The sequence below is a fragment of the Luteimonas yindakuii genome (assembly GCF_004803715.2).
GTDB classification, from domain to species: domain Bacteria; phylum Pseudomonadota; class Gammaproteobacteria; order Xanthomonadales; family Xanthomonadaceae; genus Luteimonas; species Luteimonas yindakuii.
The window spans coordinates 1,233,212-1,251,735 of the sequence record NZ_CP039383.2 but is presented as its reverse complement, the minus strand read 5'-3'; the positions used below and the strand labels follow the sequence as shown (position 1 = coordinate 1,251,735).

Below are 18,524 nucleotides of genomic sequence, written 5' to 3'. Positions count from 1 at the left end.
GGATGCGCCGGACGCGGCTCCGCGAGGGCGTGCTCAGGCCACCGCTGCAGGTGCCGGCTCCGCGATCACCGCATCGTTGTGCACGCCCGCGACCGCGCGGCCGGAGGGATCGGCGGCGTTGGCGAACGAGGCATCCCATGCGATCGCAGCCGGCGACGAACACGCGATCGACTTGCCGCCGGGCACGGTCTCAGCTGCCGCGGCGCCCGGGAAATGCCGTTCGAACAGGCAGCGATACCAGTAGGCCTCCTTCGTCTGCGGCGGGTTGTGCGGGAAGCGCCGTGCGGCCGCGGCGAGCTCGCGGTCGCTGACCTGGGTGCCCGCGTAGGCCTTGAGCCCGTCGATCCAGCCATAGCCGACGCCATCGCTGAACTGCTCCTTCTGCCGCCACAGGATCTCTGCGGGCAGCCAGCCTTCGAATGCCTGCCGCAGCACGCCCTTTTCCATCCGCTGCGGCCCCGCCGAGCCCTTGTCGATCATCTTGTGCCGCGCATCCATCCGCATCGCGACGTCGAGGAACTCGCGGTCCAGGAACGGCACCCGTGGCTCCACGCCCCAGGCCATCATCGACTTGTTGGCCCGCAGGCAGTCGTAGTTGTTGAGCGCATCCAGCTTGCGCACCAGTTCCTCGTGGAACTCGCGCGCGTTCGGCGCCTTGTGGAAATAGAGATATCCGCCGAAGACCTCGTCGCTGCCCTCGCCCGACAGCACCATCTTCACCCCCATCGCCTTGATCCGCCGCGCGAGCAGGAACATCGGCGTGGACGCGCGGATGGTGGTGACGTCGTAGGTCTCGATATGGCGGATCACTTCCGGCAGTGCATCCAGGCCTTCCTCGAAGCTGTACTCGAAGCCGTGGTGGACGGTGCCGAGCGCGCGCGCGGCGATCTCCGCTGCTGCAAGGTCGGGCGAACCCTTCAGGCCGATCGCGAACGAGTGCAGCCGCGGCCACCACGCCTCGCTGCGGTCGCCGTCCTCGACGCGGTGGCGGGCGTAGCGCGCGGCCACTGCAGCCACCAGCGATGAGTCCAGGCCACCCGACAGCAGCACTCCATAGGGCACGTCGGTCATCAGCTGCCGGTGCACTGCGGCCTCGAAGGCCTCGCGCAGTTCGGTGGGCGAGACCGCGTTGCCTTCGACGGCGTCGTAGTCACGCCAGCCAGTGCGGTAGTAGCGGGTCAGCGCACCGGTGGCGCTGTCGTACCAGTGCCCGGGTGGGAACTGGGCGACATCGGCGCAGCTTTCCGCAAGCGCCTTCATCTCGGAGGCCACGCGCAGCCGGCCTTCGCGGTCGTGGCCCCAGTACAGCGGCACCACGCCAATGGGATCGCGCGCGATCAGCACCCGGCCGGCGGCGCGGTCCCAGAGCGCGAAGGCGAAGATGCCGTTGAGGCGCTCGAGGAAGACCTCCGGCGCCTCTTCGCGGTAGAGGGCGTTGATGACCTCGCAATCGGAACCGGTCTGGAACGCATAGGGCTCGCTTAGGGCGGCGCGCAGTGCCTGGTGGTTGTAGATCTCGCCATTGACGGCAAGGACCAACGCGCCGTCCTCCGAGCGCAGCGGCTGCGCACCACCGGCGGGGTCGACGATGGCCAGTCGTTCATGGACGAGGATCGCACCCGGATCGACGTGCACGCCGCTCCAGTCCGGGCCGCGATGGCGCTGTCGCTGGGAGCATTCCAGCGCCTCCCGGCGCAGGCTGGCGAGGTCGTCGCCGGGTTGCAGGTCGAACACGCCGAAGATCGAGCACATATGGAAGTCCCCCGCCTCAGGTTGGAAGCAACGCAATCGGGCGGGGATGCAGGCCATTGGTGTTGCGGCCGATGGACGGTTTCGTTCTCCCGGACGCTCGCAACCCGATGCCTATGTGCGCCCGCGAGGCGCTCCGTCGTGTTCCGCGCTGCCCGTCGCGCGCACCGGGGGGTGTGCTTCCCCGGCCGAAGTCCGCGTCCAGCTACCACGGCCGGCCGCCGGCCATCCATGGCCGGCTGTCCGCACACCCCCCGGTGCACGCGACGGGCTCAGGCAGTCGTCAGCTTCGGCACGAAGATCAACATCTGGGTCCTCGGGTGGCAGCGCTTTGCTGCCAGCGTCGCCCGCAACCGACCAAGCTCGTTCCTGACTTCGGTTTTGATCTTCGTGCCGACGCGACGACAGGTCGGGGCCCGCCGCGGACGCAGGGGGATGTCCAGAGCCGGCCATGGATGGCCGGCGGCCGGATGTGGGAGCAGGACGCGGAGATATCCGGCTGGGCATCCCCCTGTGGCCGCGGCGGGCCACCTGGGTGCCATCGGGCGCCTCCACCGCGACCCGCCCGGTACCGTCCCCGTTGCGCCTTCAGGCGGCAATGCCCGCCCGCAGCAGACGCTCGATGATCGCCAGGTACAGCCCCGGCAGCGCTTCGAGGTCCGCCACCCGCACGTGCTCGTCGACCTTGTGGATGCTGGCGTTGACCGGGCCGATCTCGATGCACTGCGCACCCAGCGGCGCGATGAAGCGCGCATCCGAGGTGCCGCCGCCGGTGCTTTCCTCCGGCGCGGCGCCAGCGAACGCGGCAAGCACCTCGCGGGCCGCTGCGCGCAGCGGGCCTTCGGGGGTATGGAACGGCTCGCCGCTGCGGTGCCAGGAGAGCTGATGGTCCAGCCCATGGCGCACGCACATCGATTCGATCTCGCTGATCAGCCGGTCGGCGGTCCAGTGCGGGTTGAAGCGCAGGTTGAACTGCACCTCGAGCGTGCCCGGCACCACGTTGGTCGCGCCTGTGCCCGCATGGATATTGCTGACCTGCAGGCTGGTCGGCGGAAAGCTCTCGTAGCCGTCATCCCACAACCGTGCCGTGAGTTCGGCGAGCAGCGGCAGCGCTTCATGCACGGGATTGCGCGCGAGTTGCGGATACGCCACATGCCCCTGCACGCCACGCACCGCGAGCGTGGCCGACAGCGAGCCGCGCCGACCCACCCGCAACAGGTCGCCCAGCACCGCGGTTGACGACGGCTCGCCGGTGATGCACCAGTCGATGCGCTGCCCGTCCTGGCGGAAGTGCTCGGCGACACGGCGCACCCCATCGATGGCATCGCCCTCCTCGTCGGAGGTCAGCAGCAGCGCGAGCGTGCCCGGATGATCGGGATGCGCGGCAACGAAGCGCTCGGCCGCGACCACGAAGCCGGCGACGCCGCTTTTCATGTCGGCGGCGCCACGCCCGTACAGCAGGCCATCGCGGATCTCCGGCACGAACGGATCGCTCGCCCATGCCTCGCGCGGGCCCGGCGGCACCACGTCGGTATGGCCCAGCAGCACCAGCACCGGCCCACCGCGGCCATGCGTCGCCCACAGGTTGTCGACCGCGCCGAAGCGCAGGTGCTCGCAGGCGAAACCGGCACGCGACAGGTGTTCGGCCAGCATGGCCTGGCAGCCGGCGTCATCCGGCGTGACCGAGGGACGGGCAATCAGTTCGCAGGTGAGTTCGACGACATCGGACATTGCGCGTTCCCGTGGCTCAGGCGATGCCGAAGCGCTTCTTGAAGCCGTTGTCGGTGAAGCCCTGCGTCACCACGCCGTCGTCGGTGACCACCACCGGGCGGCGGATCAGTTGCGGGTATTCGCGCAGCAGCAGCTTCCATTCGGCATCGCTGCCCGGCCCCTTGCGGTTGGCGGGCAGCGTGCGCCAGGTGGTCGAGGACCGGTTGATCAGCGCGTCCCAGCCGCCAGCCTGCTGCGCCCAGCCGGCCAGCACGTCGGGCGGCTGCGGTGTATCGCGGTAGTCGACGAACGTATGGGCGATGCCGAAGCGGTCCAGCCACTTGCGGGCCTTCTTGCAGGTATCGCAGTTCTTCAGGCCGTACAGCGTGGTCATGCTCAGCCCGCCAGTCCGCGCAGCAGCTCGTTGACGCTGGTCTTGGCACGGGTGCGCTCGTCGACCTGCTTGACGATCACCGCGCAATACAGCGAATGGCTGCCGTCCTCGGCCGGCAGCGAGCCGGCAACGACGACGCTGCCCGGCGGCACGTAGCCATAGCTGATCTCACGGGTGGCGCGGTTGTAGATGCGCGTGGACTGGCCGAGGAACACGCCCATGCCGATCACGCTGTGATGGCCGACGACCACGCCCTCGACCACTTCCGAGCGCGCGCCGATGAAGCAGTGGTCCTCGACGATCGTCGGCGAGGCCTGCAGCGGCTCCAGCACGCCGCCGATGCCGGCGCCGCCGGAGATATGGCAGTGCCTTCCGACCTGCGCACAGGAACCGACGGTGGCCCAGGTATCGACCATCGTGCCCTCGCCCACGTGCGCGCCGATGTTGACGAAGCTCGGCATCAGCACCACGTCGCGGCCGACATGGCTGCCGCGGCGCACGTACGCGCCCGGCACCACGCGCACGCCGGCCTCGCGGAACATGCTCTCGTCGTAGTCGGCGAAACGCGCCTCGACCTTGTCCCAGTACGGCGCCGGATCCGCTTCCACCATCGCCATCTCGTTGATGCGGAAGTACAGCAGCACCGCTTTCTTCACCCACTCGTTGACCGTCCAGCCGCCACGTCCGTCGGGCTCGGCCACGCGCAGCTCACCGGTTTCCAGCCCGACCAGGGTCTGTTCGACGGCGGGGCGCACGGCGCCGTCCACTTCTTCCGGGGTCAGCGTGCCGCGGCGCTCGAACGCGCTGTCGATGGTGGTGTGCAGGACCGCCACGGCGGTGGGGTCGGTGTTGAACGTGGGCAGGGTCATGTGGAATCCATACGGGTGTGGTGGGAGGCGCCGGGGTTCGCTCAGCCGGCATCCAGGGTCGCCAGCAGGGCCTCGCGCAGTGCGTCGCGCGCCGGCTCCCCAAGCGGGTTGTTATGGTGGTCGCTCAGCCGGAACACGTCCTCGACCCGTTCGCCGAAGGTGGCGATGCGTGCATCGTGCACGCGCATGCGCTGGCTGCGCAGCACATGGGCGACGTCGGCCAGCAGGCCGGGGCGATCGGTGGCGACCAGGCTGAAGACGGTGTGGCGGCCGTCGGCGCTGTCGTCGAAACCGATCTGCGGCACCACGCGGAAATGCCGCAGATGCCGCGGCTGGGTGCGGCGCGCCGGATGCACGTCCAGCGAACCCGCGAGCACGCTGGCGAGCTTGCGTTCGATCACCAGCGGATCGGGCATATGGCGTGGATCGGACGGCAGCACCTGGAAGACGTCGAAGATGGTGGCCGCAGGCCCATCCAGCGCACGCGCCTGCTGGATCGCCAGCCCGCTGCGGTCCAGGGTGATCGCAATCGCGGTGAACAGGCCATCGCGATCGGGCGAATGCACGAATACCTCCAATGCCTGCACGCCGTCGGCAAGCCGGCGCACGCGCACCACGGTCTCGCCCGTGGCGACATCGCGCAGCGACAGCGCCTGCCACGCGACCTGGTCCGGCCGGCCGCGCAGGAAGGCCTCTTCCGGCATCCGCGCAAACAGGGCATCGGCGTCGGCGGCGTCGACGCCGCGGGCGGCCAGCAGGCCACGCGCCTGCTCGCGGGTTTCGGCAATGCGCTGGGCAGCCGCCACCGGGTGCTCGAGCCCGCGCCGCAGCGCGAGCCGGGTGGCGGTGCGCAGGTCGGTCAGCAGGCGGTCCTTCCACGCATTCCACAGGCGTGGCGACGTGCCGGCGATATCGGCACAGGTCAGCAGGTACAGGTAATCCAGCCGCTCACGGTCGGCGACTTCGGTGGCGAAGCGGTGGATCACCGCCGGATCGGAGATGTCGTGCTTCTGCGCCACCGTCGACATCAGCAGATGCTGGCGCACCAGCCATTCGACGAGGGCGGTATCGGCTTCCGGCAGGCCGTGGCCTTCGCAGAACCCGCGCGCGTCCACCGCGCCGAGTTCGGAGTGGTCGCCGCCGCGGCCCTTGGCGATGTCGTGGAACAGACCGGCCAGCAGCAGCAGTTCGGGCTTGCGCAGTACCGGCCAGACCTCGTGCGCGCTGGAGAAACGCGGATCCGCGGCCTCGTCGGCAAAGCTCGCGATGTTGCGCAGCACCGCCAGCGTGTGCTGGTCCACCGTGTAGACGTGGAACAGGTCGAACTGCATGCGTCCGGTGACGCGGGCGAACTCCGGGATCCAGGTGCCGAGCACGCCCAGGCGCGCCATGCGCTCGAGCGTGCGCACCGGCATCGGCCCGCGCAGCAGGTCGAGGAAGCGCTGGCGCTCGTGCGCCGCGGCATCGCGCCATGACGGCAGTGCATGCAGCGATTCGGCCAGGGCGCGCGCGGTCTGCGAGTGCAGCCCGCGCATTCCCGGCTGCGCGGCCCACGCCGCGAACAGGTCGAACACCTGGCCGATATCGGCGCGCGGCCATACCTCGTCGCGCGTGGACAGGTAGCCACGACGCGATACGAAACCGGCATCGAGGTCCACCAGTTCGCCTTCGCCCTCGATATGTTCCTCGAAGCGCTGCAGCAGGCGGTCGTTGATGCGCAGCACCACCGCCGCACTGCGGTAGAAGCCCTGCATCATCTGCTCGACCAGCGCGTTGTCGGCTTCCTCGACGTGGTCGAGCCGCGCTGCCAGCGCCTTCTGGTGGTCGAAGCGCAGGCGCTCCTCGGCCTTGCCTGCCACCAGGTGCAGGCCGAAGCGCAGCCGCGACAGCGCCTGCCGCTCGCGCTCGAGGGTCGCCAGTTCGTCGACGCCGAGCTGGCCGAGCGCGATCAGCTGCTCGAAGCCGTGCACGCCGAACACCGCACGGGCCATCCAGCGCAGCGTATGGATGTCGCGCAGCCCGCCGGGGCCATCCTTGAGGTTGGGCTCGAGGTTGTCGGCGGTGTCGCCGAAGCGTGCGTGGCGCCGCATCTGCTCCTCGCGCTTGCCATCGAAGTAGCGCTGCGCGGTCCAGCCGGTCCGCTCCGCGGCCATCGCCTCCGCCAGCGCCCGCACGTCCTGCTGGCTGGCCAGCAGCGGGCGCGCGTCCTGCAGGTTGGTCTGCACGGTCAGGTCGGCATCGGCCTCGCGGGTGCACTCGTCGGGCGTGCGCACCGCATGGCCCACCTTCAGGCCGGCATCCCACAGCAGCGCGAACAGGCGGCCCAGTGCGTCGGCATGCGGCGCGCCGGCACCCTCGCCCGCCAGCGCCAGCACGTCGATGTCCGAATGCGGGAACAGTTCGCCGCGGCCGTAACCGCCGACCGCGAACAGGGCCAACGGCGCGTCGGCCGGCACGCAGCGCGCCCACGCCTGGCGCACCCAGCCGTCGACGGCGGTCGCTCGCGCGGCGAGCAGGCGGTCGACATCCTCGCCGTGGTCGAAACGCGCGGCGAGCTGGGCATCATGGTCGGCGAGCGCCGCGCGGGCCTCGGCGGCCCAGGCGGTGTCGGCGGCGGAATCGTGGCCTGGCGTGGCCTGCGCAGGCGGCGGCATGGAGGCCATCATCCGCACCGGCCATCCATCGACCACCATGTCGTCGTTGGCGACGGGTGCGTGCAGCTGCCGGCGCTGGTGCGCATCGCCCTTACAGCCAGGCGTCGTTGTCGTCGCCGGGCACGCGGGTCAGGATGTCGACGCCGTCGCGGGTCACCGCCACGGTGTGCTCCCACTGCGCCGAGAGCTTGCGGTCCTTGGTCACCACGGTCCAGCCGTCGGGCAGCACGCGGGTATGCCGCGCACCTTCGTTGATCATCGGCTCGATGGTGAAGGTCATGCCCTCCTCCAGCACCAGGCCCTCGCCCGGACGGCCGTAATGCAGCACCTGCGGCTCGTCGTGGTAGACCTTGCCGATGCCGTGCCCGCAGTACTCGCGCACCACACTGAAGCGCTCAGACTCGGCGTACTGCTGGATGGCGTGGCCGACGTCACCGAGCGTGGCACCCGGACGCACCACGCGGATGCCCTCGAACAGCGCCTGCCGGGTCACCTCGACCAGCCGGCGGGCCATCACCGAGGGCGTGCCGACGTAGTACATGCGGCTGGTGTCGCCGTGCCAGCCGTCCTTGATCACGGTGACATCGATATTGATGATGTCGCCGCCCTTGAGCACCTTGTCGCCCGGGATGCCGTGGCAGATGACGTTGTTGGCGGAGATGCAGGTGGCGCGCGGGTAGCCGCGGTAGCCGACGTTCGCCGGCGTGGCGCCCTGCACCTGCACGATGTGGTCGTGGCAGATGCGGTCCAGTTCCTCGGTGGTCACCCCGGGTTTCACGTACGGCGCGACCACGTGCAGCACTTCGGCGGCCAGGCGGCCGGCCTCGCGCATCTTCTCGATGTCTTGGGGAGTCTTCAGGTTGATGGCCATCGCGCCATTATCCCCGATCACGCCGCCGACTGCCGCTAACCGCGACGGGCCTCCCGGCGGTATCCCCCGCCCACCGCCCCCGCGGCGCGCAGCCACGGCCCAACTTGCCCGGGTCCGGTCGCGGGCGTATCATCGCCGGCTGACCGCGCCCGCATGGGCCGGTCCGTCGATGCCGGACGTCACCGGCAAATACACACCCGCTGCAATCCCCCGTGCCGGGGTGCGCGTGCCGCCGGAGCCCAGGCCCCGGTCCGCATGTCGTCGGTCACGGAGGCGGCGGGGAGGACCAACCCCGGAACCATCGCGCATGGCCTAGGCCCTGCGCCCGCCCACCAATGCCGGGCGGCGGTTCCATCACTGGAGTCACAGCAATGCCCCAGATCACCATGCGCCAGATGCTGGAGGCCGGCGTCCACTTCGGCCACCAGACCCGCTACTGGAACCCCAAGATGTCGCAGTACATCTTCGGTGCCCGCGGCAAGATCCACATCATCAACCTCGAGAAGACGGTTCCGCTGTTCAACGACGCGATGAACTTCATCTCGGGTATCGCGCAGAAGCGCGGCATCATCCTGTTCGTCGGCACCAAGCGCAGCGCGCGCGACGCGATCAGGGAAGAAGCCGAGCGTTGCAACATGCCGTACATGACCCAGCGCTGGCTGGGCGGCACGCTGACCAACTTCGCCACGGTGAAGAAGTCGGTGTCGCGCCTGAAGGAGCTGGAAGCCGCCGAAACCGACGGCACCTTCGACAAGCTGGTCAAGCACGAAGTGCTCGGCCTGCGTCGCGAGCGCGAGAAGCTGCTGGCGTCGCTGGGCGGCATCAAGGACATGACCCGCCTGCCTGACGCGCTGTTCGTGATCGACATCGGCCACGAGGACATCGCGATCAAGGAAGCCAAGAAGCTCGGCATCCCGGTGATCGCGGTGGTCGACACCAACTACAACCCGGAGTTGGTGGATTACGCCATCCCGGGCAACGACGACGCCATCCGCGCCGTGCAGCTGTACGCCAGCGCCGCCGCCGACGCCGTGCTCGAGGGCAAGGCCGCCGCTCCGTCCGCCGCCACCGTGCGCGAGGAAGAGTTCACCGAGGGTGGTGAAGGCCGTGGCCGCAAGCCGGCCGCACGCAAGGGCAAGAAGGCCGACGAAGCCGACGAAGCCGCCGCGCCGGCACCGGCCGCCGAGTAAGGCAGCGCCGGCAGGCCGCCGCCACCTGCGGCGGCCCGCGACGCGGCCTCCGGGCCGCGCCGCACCGGGACGGTTGCTCCGTCCCGCGACCCCATTCCGCTATCTCCGAGGTATCCGATGGAAATCACCGCAAGCCTGGTCAAGGAACTGCGCGAGCGCACCGGCGCCGGCATGATGGAGTGCAAGAAGGCACTCACCGAAGCCAATGGCGACGTCGACGCAGCCGCCGAAGCGCTGCGCAAGTCCGGCCTGGCCAAGGCCGACAAGAAGGCCAGCCGCGTCGCCGCGGAAGGCCGCGTGGCCACCGCGCAGGCGGACGGTCGTGCCGTGCTGGTCGAGGTCAACTCCGAGACCGACTTCGTGGCCAAGGACGAGAACTTCCTTGCCTTCACCGAAGCCGTGGCCGCTGCCGCGCTGGCCGTGGACGGTACCGACGTCGAAGCCCTCAAGGCCGCGAAGCTCGCGTCCGGCGAGAGCGTCGAGGAAGCCCGCGCCGCACTGATCGCCAAGGTCGGCGAGAACGTGCAGGTGCGTCGCATGGCGCGCGTCGACAGCGGCAACAACACCGCCGCCTACGTGCACGGCGGCCGCATCGGCGTGCTGGTCGAGCTCAAGGGCGGTGATGCCGAGCTGGCCCGCGGCCTGGCAATGCACGTTGCTGCGATGAACCCGCCGTACAACACCGCCGCCGACGTCCCGGCCGACTTCGTCGCCAAGGAAAAGGAAATCGAACTGGCGAAGATGTCCGACAAGGACAAGGCCAAGCCTGCCGAGATCCTCGAGAAGATCATCAGCGGCAAGATCGCCAAGATCGTCAACGAGGTCACGCTGGCCGGCCAGCCGTACGTGCTGGACACCGACAGGACCGTCGAGCAGGTGCTCAAGGCCGCCGGCGCCGAAGTCGTCGGCTTCCAGCGCCTGGCCGTGGGCGAAGGCATCGAGAAGGTGGTGGAAGACTACGCCGCCGAAGTGATGAAGCAGGCCGGCCTGGCCTGACGCGTCACGCTTCGCGCCGTACCGGAAAAAGCCGCGGACCTCCGCGGCTTTTTCTTTGTTCGAACCTTGCCCTTGCCGAAACCGGCGGTGGAGAGCTCTCCGCTGCGTCCGGGCTCCCTGGATCCCGGCATTGGAGGCGACGAGCAGAGCGGCTCCGGTGGGCTTCGCGCTGCCCGTCGCCCGCACCGGGGGATGTGCTTCCCCGGCCGAAGTCCGCGTCCAGCTACCACGGCCGGCCGCCGGCCATCCATGGCCGGCTGTCCGCACACCCCCCGGTGCACGCGACGGACTCAGACGTCCGCCGGCTCCGGCACGGACAGCAACCGCGGCCGCAGCCGGCGTCGCCTGCCAGGACGCCCCCTTCGGTCTTCGCCCTTTCTCCCAGACGGGATGACAGCCCGGGGCCCGCCGCGGACGCAGGGGGATGTCCAGAGCCGGCCATGGATGGCCGGCGGCCGGATGTGGTAGCAGGACGCGGAGATATCCGGCTGGACATCCCCCTGGGGCCGCGGCGGGCCGCCCGGACTGCTATGAAAGCTGCCGCGATCGGAAAACTTCACATTTGCTTACCGTTCTCGAGCCGGTGATGCCGCAGCCGTGCGCAGCAAACACCTGCAGACGCGTCTTCTGACGGGCGTGCGCGGAATGTCCCACGCCTGTTGGCTCTGGCTCACTCGCCTGCATGAACAACCGCCCTCCACTGGCGTGACGCGCATCACCCGCGCGCTAAAGGTTCGTCGGAACGCGCCGATATGTCTGTCGACGCATACCGACCACAGCCATGCACCCCGAACTGGTTTCCCTGCTCTCGCACTGCCGGACGCTGCCGACGCTTCCGGGCGTGGCGCTGCGGATGATCGAGCTGGCGGAGGATCCCGCGACCGACCTGGCCATGGCCGCCGATGCCATCGCGCTTGATCCTGCACTGAGCGCGCGCCTGCTGCGCATCGCCAATTCGCCGCTGTATGCGAGTGCACACCGCAGGCGCGTGGACACGCTCTCGCAGGCGCTCGCGCTGCTCGGGCTCAACGCCGCGCTGAGCCTGGCGCTGGGATTCGTCGTCGCCCGCACGCTGCAGCCCGACCACGCGCTGGCCGGCATGCACGAACGCGTATGGCAGCGCAGCGCGCTCGCGGCGATGGCGGCCCGCCTGCTGGCGGAGCGGCTGCAGCTCGAACGCCCCGAGGAACTGATGCTCGGCGCCCTGCTGCAGGACATCGGCATCCTCGCCCTGCTCCACGCCATGCCCGAACGGTACGCGGAACTGCCGCAGGTGCCGTTGCAGGGCCCGGAGCGGCTGGAAGTCGAGCGCGACCACCTTGGCGGCGACCATACCGAGGTCGGCGCCTGGCTCGCCGGCCGCTGGGGACTGTCGGGCTACCTGCAGCGGATGATCCGTGGCAGCGAGACCATCGAGACCGGCGATCGCACCCTCGGCTGCGTGGTGGCGGCCGGCCTGCTGGCCGATGTCTGGATCCGCCCTGACGACGACCACGCCCGCCAACAGCTCGACCAGGTGGCCGTGGCACTCGACGTGGAACCACTCGATATCGAGACGCTGCTGGAACGCCTGTCCGCGCTGGCGCCGGAGATGTCGGCCTTGTTCGACGTGCGCATCCATCGCGAGGAACACGCGCGCGAGATCGAGCAGCAGGGACGCGAGCTGGCGATGATCCGCCACCTGCTCGAGCGCGAGGACCTGCAGCTGGCGGTGCGGGAAGCGACGCGCCTGAAGGCACGCACGCGCGAGCTCGACGACCTGGTGCGGCGCGACCCGCTGACCGGCGCCTACAACCGCCGGCAGCTCGAGGATGTCCTGCAGCAGGCGTTCGAGGAAGCCGAACGCCGTCGCGAGCCGCTGTCGATCGCCTTCATCGACCTCGACGACTTCAAGCTGGTCAACGACCGCTACGGCCACCTCGTCGGCGACACCGTGCTGCGCGAGTTCAGCCAGGCGCTGATGCGGATGCTCCGCGCCAGCGACCTGCTCGCCCGCTATGGCGGCGAGGAATTCCTGGTAGTGCTGCGCCGTTGCGGTGCCGAGCGCGGCAAGCAGATCCTCGAGCGCATCCTCGCCGACATCGCCGCCTGCCCGCTGGCCACGGTGGATGGGGCGGGCATCCACATCACTTTCTCCGCGGGCCTCGCCACCCATGGCGAGGATGCCCGCTTCGTCGATGCGCACGCCATGCTGGCCGCCGCCGACGAAGCGCTCTATGGCGCAAAGCGCGAGGGTCGCAACCAGGTGGCGATGCAGGCGCGCGCGGAGTACTCGCCAGATCCGGCATAGCGCGTCGTCGTCGCGGTCACCGGGCGATCGGCTAGAATCCTGCCGGTTTACCCACCCCGAGACCCGCATGTCCACACTCGCCTATCGCCGCGTCCTGCTCAAACTGTCCGGCGAGGCCCTGATGGGCGACGAGGACTACGGCATCGATCCCAAGGTCATCGGCCGTCTCGCGCGCGAGGTGATCGAAGCCCAGCACGCCGGCGCGGAAGTCGCGCTGGTCATCGGCGGTGGCAACATCTTCCGCGGTGCGGGGCTCGCCGCCAGTGGCATGGACCGCGTCACCGGCGACCAGATGGGCATGCTGGCCACCGTCATCAACGCGCTGGCCATGCAGGACGCGCTCGAAAAGCTCGGCGCCAAGGCGCGGGTGATGAGCGCGATCAAGATCAACGACGTCTGCGAGGACTACATCCGTCGTCGCGCCATCCGCCACCTCGAGAAGGGCCGGCTGGTGATCTTCGCCGCCGGCGTCGGCAGCCCGTTCTTCACCACCGATTCGGGCGCTGCGCTGCGCGCGATCGAGATCGGCGCCGACCTGCTGCTGAAGGCGACCAAGGTCGATGGCGTCTACGACAAGGATCCGAAGAAGCATGCCGATGCCGTGCGCTTCGAGCAGCTCACCTACGACGAAGTGATCTCGCGCGGGCTCGAGGTGATGGACACCGCGGCGTTCGCGCTGGCCCGCGACAGCAGCCTGCCGATGCGCGTGTTCGACATGAGCCAGCCCGGCGTGCTGCTGCGCATCCTGCGCGGCGAGGCGATCGGCACCCTCGTCACCGGCCGCTGATCCGTGCACCGGATGCGGCCGGACCGTGCACGGGTCCCGGCGCGCTGCGCGGTGCACGTATAATCCCGCGGTTCCCGACCGCAGCTGGAGCCGGCGATGCTCGACGATATCAAGAAAGACACCCAGACCCGCATGGCCAAGAGCGTCGACGCGCTTCGCCACACGCTGGTCAAGGTCCGCACGGGCCGCGCTTCGACCGCCCTGGTCGAACACCTGAAGGTGAACTACTACGGTTCCGACATGCCGCTGTCGCAGGTCGCGAGCGTGTCCGTCAGCGACGCGCGCTCGCTCACGATCACGCCGTGGGAAAAGCCCATGGTCGCGGCCGTCGAGAAGGCGATCCTCGCCTCCGATCTCGGCCTGACGCCGAACACCGCTGGCACCACCATCCGCCTGAACCTGCCGGCGCTCACCGAGGAGCGTCGTCGCGAGCTGTCCAAGGTCGTGCACGGCGAGGGTGAGGACGCCAAGGTCGCCATCCGCAACATTCGCCGCGATGCCAACCAGCAGGTCAAGGAACTCCTCAAGGAGAAGCTGATCTCGGAAGACGACGAGCGCCGCAGCGAGGACGACATCCAGAAGCTCACCGACAAGGCGATCAAGGACGTCGACGACGTGGTCAAGGCCAAGGAACAGGAGCTGATGGCGGTCTGAGGACCGGTCAGTCGCGGGTCGTGATCGGACAGACACCAGCGCCGGGCGATACCCGGGCCCCGCCCATGCGCCCGGACCCGCAGGATCCGGCCGTCACCGGCGACGAACGCCTCGACGGGGTGCCACGGCACCTCGCGATCATCATGGACGGCAACGGCCGCTGGGCGGCACGACGCCGTCGGCCGCGCGCGATCGGCCATCGTGCCGGTGCGCGCGCGGTCAACCTCTGCATCGACTGGTGCGTCGCACGTGGCATCGGTGCGCTGACGCTGTTCGCGTTCTCCAGCGAGAACTGGGGTCGCCCCGAGGACGAGGTCGGCGCGCTGATGAAGCTGTTCATGGGTGCACTGGACCGCGAGATCGACGAACTCGACCGTCGCGGCATCCGCATCCGCTTCATCGGCGAACGCACGCGCTTTGCGCCGGCGCTGCAGGCGCGCATGGCCACGGCCGAATCGCGCACCGCACGCCACGCACGCCTCGCGCTCAACATCGCGGTGAGTTACGGCGGTCGCCAGGACATCGCCGCGGCGGCGCGATCGCTCGCCGAAGACGTGGCCGCGGGCCGGCTGCGCCCCGAAGACATCGACGAACAGCTGCTGGGCACGCGCGTTGCCCTGGCCGAGCTGCCGCCGCCGGATCTCTTCATCCGCACCGGTGGCGACGTGCGCATCAGCAACTTCCTGCTGTGGCAGCTGGCCTATACCGAACTGTGGTTCACCGATACCCTGTGGCCCGACCTCGATGCGGCCGTGCTCGACCGTGCATTGGCCGACTACGCCGCCCGCGAGCGGCGCTTCGGGCTCACCAGCGCCCAGGTCGCCGCACCCGCCCCACCCGACACGGACACCCTCGACGCATGACCCGAACCCGCGTGCTCGCCGCACTGGTGATGGCGCCCCTGGCGATCGCCGCGGTCCTGCTGCTGCCCACTCCCTGGATGGCCGCGATGGCCGCGGTGCTGTTCCTCGGGGCGCTGTGGGAGTGGTACCGGCTGGCCGAAGTGGAGGACACCACCGCACGCGGCGTGCTGCTGCTGGCCAACCTGCTGCTGATGGTCGCGGTGGTCTGGGCATCGGCCAACGACCCCGGCAGATCGCTGGTGCTGCTGAAGCTGCTGTGCGTGGCCGGCATCGTCTGGTGGCTGCTGGCGATGATCTGGCTGCGCCAGTTCGAATTCGGCAGCACCGGCTCCGGCAGCGCACGGATCTTCAAGCTGGCCGCGGGCACCGCGGCGATCATTCCGGCCTGGGCCGCGCTCGGCCTGGTCCACGCCGGCGAGCCGGCCGGGGCCGGCTGGCTGCTGGTGGCGCTGATGATCGTCTGGGCCGCCGATTCCGGCGCCTATTTCGCCGGCCGGAAATTCGGGCGTCGCAAGCTGGCGCCGCGGATCAGCCCCAACAAGACAGTCGAAGGCCTGCTGGGCGGACTGCTCGCCGGCCTCGTGGTGGCACTGGCCGGCGCGTTGCTGCTCGGCACCCCCGCCACGCAGCTGTGGGGCGTGGTGCTGGTGGCGCTGATCGCGGTGCTGTTCTCGGTGGTTGGCGACCTGTTCGAGAGCCTGCTCAAGCGCCAGGTCGGGATGAAGGATTCCGGCAACCTGATCCCGGGGCACGGTGGCCTGCTCGACCGCGTCGACGGTGTCATCGCCGCACTGCCGGTGTTCGCCATCGGCCAGATCTGGCTGGGATTCTGACCATGCAACGCGCACCGTCCGCGCAGCCGGGCACGCGATGAAGCGGCAACGCGTCGCGGTCCTGGGCGCGACCGGCTCGATCGGCAGCTCCGCGCTCGACGTCATCGCCCGCCATCCGCAACAGTTGTCGGCCAGCGTGCTGGCGGCCGGCCGCAACGTCGATGCACTCGTCGCGTTGTGCGTGCAGCATCGTCCGGCCCATGCGGTGATCGCCGACCCAGCCCTGTACGGCGCTCTGTGCGAGTCCCTGCGCGCGGCCGGTCTTTCGACGCATGCGCATGCGGGCGACGACGCCCTCTGTGAGCTGGTGGCCGGCGACGCCTGCGACAGCGTGGTCGCGGCGATCGTCGGCGCCGCCGGCCTCGACTCCACCCTGGCCGCTGCACGCGCCGGCAAGCGGCTGCTGCTGGCCAACAAGGAATCGCTGGTGATGGCCGGCGACCTGGTGATGGCGGCCGCACGCCAGGCCGGCGCCTGCATCCTGCCGATCGACAGCGAACACAACGCGCTGTTCCAGTGCCTGCCCGATGGTCGCGTCAGCGCTGGTGTCGAGCGCCTGGTGCTGACTGCCTCCGGTGGGCCATTCCGTGGCCGCGACCGCGCTTCGCTTGCATCGATCACCCCGGCACAGGCGGTGGCGCATCCGAAATGGTCGATGGGCCCGAAGATCTCGGTCGATTCCGCGACGCTGATGAACAAGGGGCTCGAGGTGATCGAGGCCCATCACCTGTTCGGCCTCGGCAACGACCGCATCGGCGTGGTCGTGCATCCGCAGAGCCTGGTCCACGCGCTGGTGGAATACACCGACGGTTCCACGCTGGCCCAGCTCGGCCTGCCCGACATGCGCACCGCGCTCGCCGTCGGTTTCGCCTGGCCGGCCCGCATTCCGTCGGGCGTGCCACCGCTGGACCTCATCGCCCATGGGCGGCTCGACTTCGAGGAGCCGGACATGGACACCTTCGCCTGCCTGCGCCTCGCCCGGCAGGCGCTGGACGCCGGCGGTTCGGCGCCGGCGGTGCTCAATGCCGCCAACGAGGTCGCGGTTTCAGCCTTCCTTCAGGGCCGGATCGCTTTCCTGAGCATTCCCGCCATCGTCGAGTCCGCGCTCGCAGCGCTGCCCCCGGCCGAGATCGCTTCGCTGGAGGCCGCACGCGAGGCGGACGCGCAGGCACGCCACCATGCCACCCAGGCCCTGCCGCGCCATGCCCGCGCATGAGCCGGCGATGCGCCCCGCCACCATGAGCCAGCGTCAATGAGCCCGCTTCAATGAGCGATTTCTTCGGTTCGGTCTGGTGGCTCATCGTGAGCCTGGGCCTGCTGGTCACCTTCCACGAGTTCGGCCACTACTGGGTGGCACGGCGCAACGGGGTCAAGGTGCTGCGCTTCTCGATCGGCTTCGGTCGCCCGCTGTGGATGCGCCGCGGACGCGACGGCACCGAGTACGCGATTGCCGCGATTCCGCTCGGCGGTTACGTGAAGATGCTGGACGAGCGCGAAGCCCCGGTCGCCGCGGACGAGGCTTCGCAGGCGTTCAACCGCAAGTCGGTCGGCCAGCGCATGGCGATCGTCGCCGCCGGTCCCGCCGCCAACCTGTTGCTGTGCGTGGCGCTGCTGTGGGCGATGTTCGTCGTCGGCCGGCCGGACTATGCGCCGGTGGTCGGTCATGCGCAGGGCGTCGCCGCCGAGGCCGGGCTGGCGCGGGGCGACCGCATCGAAGCGGTCGGCGAGCGCGCCACGCCGACCTGGAACGAAGTGCAGATGGCGCTGTTGCCGGCCGCCCTCGACCGCGCCGACGTCCGTCTGCAGGTGGTCGATGCCAACGGCAATGCCGGTGAACGCGTGCTGGCGCTGTCGAAGCTGGCGCCCGACCTCGACGACCGCGCATTGCTGCCGGCCGTCGGAGTGCTGCCGCGACACCTGCTGGCGCCGCCGGTGATCGGCCGGGTCCATCCCGACTCCGCCGCCTGGGGTGTGCTGGCAGAAGACGACCGCGTGACCGCGGTCGACGGCAGCCCGGTCGCCACCTTCGACCAGATCGGCCCGCTGGTGCAGGCGCTGGGAGAGCGCGGTGGCGCGGCCATGATCGAGGTGGAGCGCAACGGCGATCGGCTGGCGCTCGAGGTGACGCCGCGGCTGGTACAGGACGCCGCCCGCGGGGACTTCTGGGCGCTCGGCATCGAATCGGCACGCGCCGAAGTGCCAGCGAAGGACGCGTTGCAGCGCTACGGGCCGCTCGAGGCGGTACCGGCGGCGCTGCGCGAAACCGCGCACCTCACCGGGCAACTGGTCGGAATGATCGGGCGCGCGTTCACCGGCCGGATTGCTGTCGAGAACACCGTGGCGGGCCCGATCACCATTGCCCGCGCGACCAATGCCTATGCGCAGCAGGGCGTTGCCTGGTACCTGACGATCCTCGCGCTGCTCTCGCTGAGCCTGGCGATCCTCAACCTGCTGCCGATCCCGCTGCTGGATGGCGGACACCTGTTGTATTACCTTATCGAGTTGGTCAAAGGCAGCCCGGTCAGCGAACGTGCGATGGCGGCCGGCCAGACGGTCGGCCTGGTGCTGCTGGCCGGCCTCATGGGGCTGGCGTTCTACAACGACATCCTGCAACTGGTGCAACGCTGACCGCACGAACCCCGCCCCGCGGCCCCCGCGGGCGCT

The 18,524-nt window shown here is 69.7% G+C and carries 15 protein-coding genes; 9 read left to right on the top strand and 6 right to left on the bottom strand.

Going from position 1 to position 18,524, the window contains the following annotated elements; genetic code table 11:
- Positions 1-33: 33 nt before the first annotated feature.
- The 6 genes from asnB to map form a co-directional block, all read right to left on the bottom strand.
- The gene (gene asnB / locus E5843_RS05745; protein WP_136412084.1) at positions 34-1,752 is read right to left on the bottom strand and encodes an asparagine synthase B; all 1,719 of its coding nucleotides are present in this window, start codon (positions 1,750-1,752) and stop codon (positions 34-36) included.
- 585 nt (positions 1,753-2,337) lie between these two features.
- Entirely contained in the window at positions 2,338-3,480 is a 1,143-nt protein-coding gene (gene dapE / locus E5843_RS05740) for a succinyl-diaminopimelate desuccinylase (protein WP_141065767.1), read from the bottom strand.
- Between the two features lie 16 nt (positions 3,481-3,496).
- Complete coding sequence (locus tag E5843_RS05735) at positions 3,497-3,853, bottom strand: Spx/MgsR family RNA polymerase-binding regulatory protein (RefSeq protein ID WP_134673105.1); 357 nt, start codon at positions 3,851-3,853, stop codon at positions 3,497-3,499.
- Between the two features lie 2 nt (positions 3,854-3,855).
- A complete protein-coding gene (gene dapD, locus E5843_RS05730) occupies positions 3,856-4,722 on the bottom strand; it encodes a 2,3,4,5-tetrahydropyridine-2,6-dicarboxylate N-succinyltransferase (protein WP_136412082.1) in 867 nt (288 codons plus the stop codon).
- 41 nt (positions 4,723-4,763) lie between these two features.
- A complete protein-coding gene (gene glnD, locus E5843_RS05725; RefSeq protein ID WP_244240867.1) occupies positions 4,764-7,376 on the bottom strand; it encodes a [protein-PII] uridylyltransferase in 2,613 nt (870 codons plus the stop codon).
- 91 nt (positions 7,377-7,467) lie between these two features.
- Positions 7,468-8,247, bottom strand: a complete 780-nt coding sequence (gene map, locus E5843_RS05720) for a type I methionyl aminopeptidase (protein ID WP_136412081.1) — start codon at positions 8,245-8,247, stop codon at positions 7,468-7,470.
- Positions 8,248-8,618: 371 nt separating this feature from the next.
- Between map and rpsB the strand changes: the two genes are divergently transcribed.
- The 9 genes from rpsB to rseP all read left to right on the top strand — a co-directional run bounded on the left by rpsB (position 8,619) and on the right by rseP (position 18,488).
- Positions 8,619-9,437 carry a 30S ribosomal protein S2 gene (gene rpsB, locus E5843_RS05715; protein ID WP_134673103.1) on the top strand — a complete coding sequence of 273 codons (819 nt, stop codon included), beginning with the start codon at positions 8,619-8,621 and terminating at the stop codon, positions 9,435-9,437.
- Between the two features lie 117 nt (positions 9,438-9,554).
- Positions 9,555-10,433, top strand: coding sequence for a translation elongation factor Ts (gene tsf / locus E5843_RS05710; protein WP_134673102.1), 879 nt, complete (start codon positions 9,555-9,557; stop codon positions 10,431-10,433).
- A 781-nt stretch (positions 10,434-11,214) separates the two neighbouring features.
- Positions 11,215-12,723: a sensor domain-containing diguanylate cyclase gene (locus E5843_RS05705; protein WP_141065765.1), complete on the top strand. Its 1,509-nt coding sequence runs from the start codon at positions 11,215-11,217 to the stop codon at positions 12,721-12,723.
- A gap of 67 nt (positions 12,724-12,790) precedes the next feature.
- Positions 12,791-13,510, top strand: coding sequence for a UMP kinase (gene pyrH, locus E5843_RS05700; RefSeq protein ID WP_134673100.1), 720 nt, complete (start codon positions 12,791-12,793; stop codon positions 13,508-13,510).
- Positions 13,511-13,606: 96 nt separating this feature from the next.
- Positions 13,607-14,164: a ribosome recycling factor gene (gene frr, locus E5843_RS05695; RefSeq protein WP_134673099.1), complete on the top strand. Its 558-nt coding sequence runs from the start codon at positions 13,607-13,609 to the stop codon at positions 14,162-14,164.
- Between the two features lie 65 nt (positions 14,165-14,229).
- Positions 14,230-15,027 carry a polyprenyl diphosphate synthase gene (uppS, locus tag E5843_RS05690; protein WP_136412080.1) on the top strand — a complete coding sequence of 266 codons (798 nt, stop codon included), beginning with the start codon at positions 14,230-14,232 and terminating at the stop codon, positions 15,025-15,027.
- A complete protein-coding gene (locus E5843_RS05685; protein ID WP_134673098.1) occupies positions 15,024-15,860 on the top strand; it encodes a phosphatidate cytidylyltransferase in 837 nt (278 codons plus the stop codon). The genes uppS and E5843_RS05685 overlap by 4 nt, the downstream gene beginning before the upstream one ends.
- Positions 15,861-15,897: 37 nt before the next feature.
- Entirely contained in the window at positions 15,898-17,076 is a 1,179-nt protein-coding gene (gene dxr, locus E5843_RS05680) for a 1-deoxy-D-xylulose-5-phosphate reductoisomerase (protein WP_136412079.1), read from the top strand.
- A gap of 50 nt (positions 17,077-17,126) precedes the next feature.
- Complete coding sequence (gene rseP / locus E5843_RS05675; protein WP_141065764.1) at positions 17,127-18,488, top strand: RIP metalloprotease RseP; 1,362 nt, start codon at positions 17,127-17,129, stop codon at positions 18,486-18,488.
- Positions 18,489-18,524: the final 36 nt, after the last annotated feature.